Source organism: Dietzia sp. CQ4 (assembly GCF_014145125.1).
In the GTDB taxonomy this organism is placed as follows: domain Bacteria; phylum Actinomycetota; class Actinomycetes; order Mycobacteriales; family Mycobacteriaceae; genus Dietzia; species Dietzia natronolimnaea.
On record NZ_JAALDZ010000107.1, the window covers coordinates 1 to 5751 of the forward strand.

Below are 5751 nucleotides of genomic sequence, written 5' to 3' on the forward strand. Positions count from 1 at the left end.
TACCCCACGGAACCCCCACTACGCACTCCGGATCCGGAAGAGCCGCTAATGTGCTGGCCGACTGCGACTAGCATGTCCCTTAGGAGTGCCTCTAATTCAGCCATTGCTGCCACCGTTGCTGCCGCGCGCATTTCGCGTCCCAGAAAGCTAGTTTCAGAAACCTCCGGAATGGAGCCGGCGGCGAGTCGCAGTAGGTGGCGACGCCACTCCTCGATTCGTATGAGCGACTCGTCCGCCCGATTGTAAGCGTCGGTGGCAGTACCTTTAGGGTTCACTGCTAAAGAGATTCTTGGCGCGGTCAATGCGGCGCGTCAACATCGAGCGCGTATTTGTGCCTCCCGTGCTTGAACTTACTAACTCGATGTCATTGGGCCAATCGGTAGGAGGCTCGGTCGGTTGGCGACCCTCCGCGTAGATCCTGCCGATTGCTACTGCGCAGGCCTCGAATTGCACTAGTGGCGTGACCGTGGTCTTCGCGCGTAAGAACGGGCCTTCCAATATGCCGGCGAGGAACTCCATCGAGTCTTCGAACTGTGCTCTCTCAGCTTGAAAATCGAAGTTCTTCGAGGCTTTCTCTGCATAGTCATTCAAGAGTGCCGTTACCGCGCCTTTAAAATTGTCCTGGTCATTCTTGTAAGCAAAGAACTTTAGGACCTGCTCCGCAGCCGTTCCATCATGCTTGTTTGATTCTTGCAGCTTAAGAAGTAACTGGAGGTTGCTATTCTTTGAAAGCTCGTCTATGAAATCTAAGAACTTTCCCCCGTAGACGGCCGTCCGAACTTCCTGCGGAGTCAGCGAAATGGCTCCAGTATTCAACCTTTCGAAAAGGTCGAATCTAACGCTCTTGTCGCTCTTGTCGGTTAGCGATATCACTTGTAGGGGTTGTCGCGAGAAGTACCTCTGAATGCTCTTGGGGAGGTCCTCGTGCTTGTATCCGTTTAGCTGGGTTAGGTTCTCGAGACCCTCGAGGGAAAGCACTTCGCTTCTTCCGATTTTGCGAAGGCTATCTTCGTTTTCGCTCAGAAAGAGGATTAGCGTAGAGATTCTCTGCAGTCCATCGACTACCTCCCATTCGAAGTCGTCATTTGTCGCCACGAAGATGGGGGGTATTGGCAGGCCGAGGAATATTGACTCGATGAATGCCGACGCGACTTTGGGTGGCCAACGGTATTTCCTCTGGTAAGACGGAGCGATACTCAGTTCGGAATCCTCGTACATCCTGACTAATTCGCGTGTCGAGAAGTTGATACTTGCGACATCGACTTTCTGACGCGCTTCGAATAGCTGGCCCTCAAGGCCGTCCAGATCATGTAGCTCCATGATGTGTATCGTACTGACCCCTGACACGAATCGGCCCCACGTCGGGTACCGCGCGTCTGCGAGTAGGGAAAGAAAGTCGGGACTCGGTGGGCTCGGAGCTTCCTATTCTCCTGGGGTGAGGGCTCTCCTTTCCCGGGCAGTTCGCCGCCGGTTTCAGTCGCACGCAATCCTGCGGCACGCTTTTGCAACGGGAGCGAGCCGCGGTGCGAGGCCGCATAGACGCCGAGCGCGCTCGTCAGAGGAGGGGCGCGGGTGGGGGACGCACGCCCGCAGCCTAATTAGAGCGCTCCGGACGTGAGCAAATCGAGCACTCCGGCGGCGTCGTCGACGATGTCCGAAAAGCCCGCCTCTCGGAGCTCGGCGTCGCCGATCCCGCCCGTGCGCACGGCCACCGAGCGGATGCCGAGCTTGGTGGCGGCGACGGCGTCCCAGGTCGCGTCGCCCACCATGACCGCGTCCGCGGCGTCGACGCCGGAGCGCTCGAGGGCGATCGCCACGATGGTGGGGTCGGGCTTGGCGGTGTCGACGTCCTCGCCGGTCGTCACGGCATCCACCGCGTCGTCCACGTCGAGCAGTTCGCGCGCCTCGGCGAACTCCGACGGCGGGGCCGAGGTGGCGAGCACGGTGACCCACCCCTGCTCCTTGGCGCCGCGCACGAGCTCGCGGGCACCCGGCAGGAGGCGGAGCGAGTCCCCGGCCTCGGCGTAGTACTCCGAATGCAGATCTTTGGCCCGGCCCGCCACGCGATCGCGGTCCTCGTCGTCGTCGACCCCCGCGATGTCCAACAGCTCGCCCACCAACGTGGATCCGTCCTTGCCGATCCGGTGGTGCACCTCAACGAAGGGCACCGGCGCGCCCGCCTCGGCCAGGGCCCGGTGCCAGGTCCACACGTGGACGTAGGTGGAGTCGACCAGGGTGCCGTCGACGTCGAGAAGCAGGGCGCGCGGTGAGGTGGTCATGCGTCCGACCGTGCCCGGCCCCCGTGCGGGAGGCAACCGGTGGCGACAGGGCCGTGCCCGGCGCACCCTCGGATCCATGACACGTTTCGGATACACCCTCATGACCGAACAGTCCGGCCCCAAGGAACTCGTGCGCTACGCGGCCAAGGCCGAGCAGGCGGGATTCGACTTCGAGGTGGCCTCGGACCACTACTTCCCGTGGCTGTCCTCGCAGGGGCACGCGCCGTATGTGTGGAGCGTCCTGGGCGCCGTGGCGCACGTGACCGAGCGGGTGGACCTGTGCACGTACGTGACCTGCCCGATCCTGCGCTACCACCCCGCGGTGGTGGCACAGAAGGCCGCGACCGTGCAGATCATGTCCGATGGCCGGTTCATGCTGGGCATCGGTGCGGGGGAGAACCTCAACGAGCACGTGGTTGGGCAGCGGTGGCCCTCGATCGACGAGCGCCACGAGATGACGGTGGAGGCGCTGGAGATCATCGGCGAGCTGTTCGACGGCGGCCTGGTGACCTACTCCGGCGAGCACTTCCGCGTGGACTCGGCCCGCCTGTGGGACCTGCCCGAGAAGCGGGTGCCGATCGGCGTGGCCGCCGGCGGGGAGAAGGCCGTGGCCCGGCTCGGGCCGCTCGCCGACCATCTCATCGCCACCGAGCCGGAACCCGCCCACATCGAGGGCTGGAACGCGCTCGAGGGGCAGAAACGGATCGGCGACGGCGCCCGCGCGATCGCCCAGATCCCCATCAGCTGGGACCCCGACTCGGAGAAGGCGGCCGTCGAGCGCGCACACGACCAGTTCCGCTGGTTCGCCGGAGGCTGGGCCGCCAACGCCGACCTGCCCACCACCGCCGGGTTCGCCGCCGCCACCAAGTTCGTCCGGCCCGAGGACGTGGCCGAGCAGCTGGCGTGCGGGCCCGACCTGGACGCGATCGTCGAGAAGGTGCGGCCCTACTGGGAGGCCGGGTACACCGACGTCGCGCTGATCCAGATCGGCGATGAGACCCTGGACCGGTTCCTCGAGGAGGCCGCCGAGCCGCTGCTCGCGCGGCTGCGGGAGGCCTCCCCGAGCTGAGGCGGCCCGGTTCCTCCGCCGGGGCCATCGATAAGAGCGTTTCGCACACTTGTACTCGACCGATGTGTGCGAAACGCTCTTATCGATGGCGGGACCTCTGGCGGGACCTCTGGCGGGACCTCTGGCGGGACCTCTGGCGGGGCCATCCGCGGGACCTTCCGCGAGACCTGCAGCGGGGCGGGGTTCTAGCCGTCGGCTCCGGGCAGGTAGTCGTTGGTCGTGGCGGTGGCGCCGTCGATCTCGCTCTCCAGCAGTCCGTTCTGGTACATCCACCTCGCGTATGCCGCCCAGTCCTCGGCGGACTGCTGGCCGAAACCGTCCTCGGGCAGCAGCTCGAGGGTGGCGTCGATCATCAGCTCGAGCACGTCCGGGTCGTAGGAACCCTCGGTCTCGGGGGTGAGGGAGTCGATGGCGGCCCGGCGGTCGTCCAGAGCCGTGGCCTGACCGGCCGCGGTCCCCGCGAGGAAGGCCCGCACGCGCTCGGCGTAGTCGGCGTCGTCGGCGAGGCGTCTCGGGTTGGCGATGATCACCAGTTCCGCGTAGTCCGGAACCCCGAGTTCCGTGGCCGGCAACACCACGAAGTCGCCCTGAGCGGTCAGCTCGACCCCCTCGATGTTGCGGAAGGCCCCGAAGATCGCGTCCACCTGGTCGGTCAGGAGCGCCTGGTTGAGGCTCTGCTGCACGTTGGGGGCGGAAATCGAGTCCGGGTCGATCCCGGCCTCCCGGGCGATGAAGTCCAGGGTCGGCTGCTGAGAGGCCAGACCCGACAGCCCCACGGTCTTGCCCTCCAGGTCGGCTGCGGTGGTGATCCCGGACTCCGTCCTGGCGATCAGCGAGGTCAGTGACGTGGGTATCAGGGCGGCGACCGAGACCACGTCGAGGCCCTGCTCCGCGGCGATGAGGGTGTCGGGCTCATACGAGATGGCCAGGTCCGCACGTCCCAGGGACACCTCCCGCGCGGCGTCGGCCGTGTTGGCGGGCGTCATGAACGTCACGTCGACGCCGGCGTCGTCGTAGGCGCCGGTCTGCTGCGCGGTGTACAGGGCCACATGGTCGGGATTGGGGCTCCAGTCGAGCAGGACGCTGACCGGTGCGGCGGCGGTCGCGTCCGGCTCGGCGTCGTCCGGGGCCGCCTGACAGCCGGTCAGAGCCACCGCGGCAGCGGCCGCGATCGCGAGCTTGCGCACCCCGGGCCGCGTGCGGGCCTGGCGTGGGGTCTTCGTGGGTCGTGGGTGAGTCATGATGGGTTCCTTTCCCCGGTGGGAGTGTTCCAAGGGCAGATGAGGCGTTCGAGGATGGTCACGCTGGCCAGCAGGACGCTGGACATGATCGTCAGCACGACCACCTGGGCAAAGACGAAATCGGTCTGGAGCCGGGGGATGGCCTGGAGCATGAGGTAGCCCAGGCCGTTGGTCGAGCCCGTGTACTCGGCGAAGACCGCGGCGACCGGGGCGAAGGTGACCGAGACGCGCAGTCCCGCGAAACCGCGTGGGGCGGCGTAGGGCAGACGCACCCGCCAGAAGAGCGACCACCTGGTGGCGTGCAGGCTCCGCAGTGTGTCGATCAACCTGGTGTCGACCGTGCGGACACCGGAGAGAAGGTTGAGCGCGACGGGGAAGAAACACAGCAGGGCGACAACGATGACCTTCGGTGCCATCCCGTAGCCCAGGGAGATCGTCAGCAGCGGGCCGATCACGATGACCGGGATGGCCTGGGAGGCGACCAGCAGGGGGGTCATGGCCTGCCCGACGGTGGGTACGAAGGCGCTGATGATCACCACGACCAGCGCGACGACCACCCCGAGGACCACCCCGATGAGAGTCTCGGTGGCGGTGAGCAGCGTGGCGGAACCGAGCCGGTCGGGCCAGGTGCTCACGAGCGAGTCGAGCACGGCGAGGGGCGCGGGGATCACGTAGTCCGGCACGAGCTCGAGCGCGGTGACCGTGATCCAGGCGGCGAGCACCAGCAGGACCGTGACGCAGGCGGGAGCAGCGGACCGGAGGAATCGCACGGTCATCGGGCGGTTCCGCCTTCGGTCAGATGCGATTCCCGGGCCAGTGCCTGGAGTACTTCCCGGCGGGCTGCGGCGAACGCCTCGTCGCCGAGGAGGACCTCGCGGGGGCGGTCGTCGCCGAACCATCCCGGCCAGGTGGAGACCACACGCGCCGGGGCGTCGGCCTCGTACCGTGCCAGCAGGACCACACGTTCGGCGAGGAGCAGCGCCTCATCGACGTCGTGGGTGACCATGACGAGCGTGGCCGGGGTCCCGGTGAGGGTCTCGCGCAGCCACTGTTGGACGTCGGCGCGGGTGATCGCGTCGAGCGCGCCGAGCGGCTCGTCGGCCAGCAGCACGGGTTTGCGCGCCAGCAGGGCGCGCGCGAGTGCGCCGCGCTGGCGCATCCC

Annotated in this window: 5 protein-coding genes and 1 pseudogene; 1 reads left to right on the forward strand and 5 read right to left on the reverse strand. The window is 66.5% G+C overall.

What is annotated here, in order from left to right:
* Positions 1 to 264: 264 nt before the first annotated feature.
* Positions 265 to 1320: a DUF262 domain-containing protein gene (locus tag G6031_RS06990; protein ID WP_206682148.1), complete on the reverse strand. Its 1056-nt coding sequence runs from the start codon at positions 1318 to 1320 to the stop codon at positions 265 to 267.
* Between the two features lie 278 nt (positions 1321 to 1598).
* A complete protein-coding gene (locus G6031_RS06995; RefSeq protein WP_182652866.1) occupies positions 1599 to 2279 on the reverse strand; it encodes an HAD family hydrolase in 681 nt (226 codons plus the stop codon).
* A 76-nt stretch (positions 2280 to 2355) separates the two neighbouring features.
* On the opposite strand from G6031_RS06995, the gene G6031_RS07000 reads away from it, so the two are divergent.
* A complete protein-coding gene (locus tag G6031_RS07000; protein WP_182652867.1) occupies positions 2356 to 3348 on the forward strand; it encodes a TIGR03557 family F420-dependent LLM class oxidoreductase in 993 nt (330 codons plus the stop codon).
* A 185-nt stretch (positions 3349 to 3533) separates the two neighbouring features.
* Here G6031_RS07000 and G6031_RS07005 read toward each other — a convergent pair whose 3' ends face one another.
* The 3 genes and pseudogenes from G6031_RS07005 to G6031_RS07015 form a co-directional block, all read right to left on the reverse strand.
* Positions 3534 to 4589, reverse strand: a complete 1056-nt coding sequence (locus G6031_RS07005) for an ABC transporter substrate-binding protein (RefSeq protein WP_182652868.1) — start codon at positions 4587 to 4589, stop codon at positions 3534 to 3536.
* Positions 4586 to 5365: an ABC transporter permease gene (locus tag G6031_RS07010; protein WP_179524878.1), complete on the reverse strand. Its 780-nt coding sequence runs from the start codon at positions 5363 to 5365 to the stop codon at positions 4586 to 4588. Before G6031_RS07010 ends, G6031_RS07005 begins: the two co-directional genes overlap by 4 nt.
* A pseudogene (locus G6031_RS07015) lies at positions 5362 to 5751 on the reverse strand (ABC transporter ATP-binding protein); the annotation flags it as partial. The gene G6031_RS07010 and the pseudogene G6031_RS07015, both read right to left, overlap by 4 nt.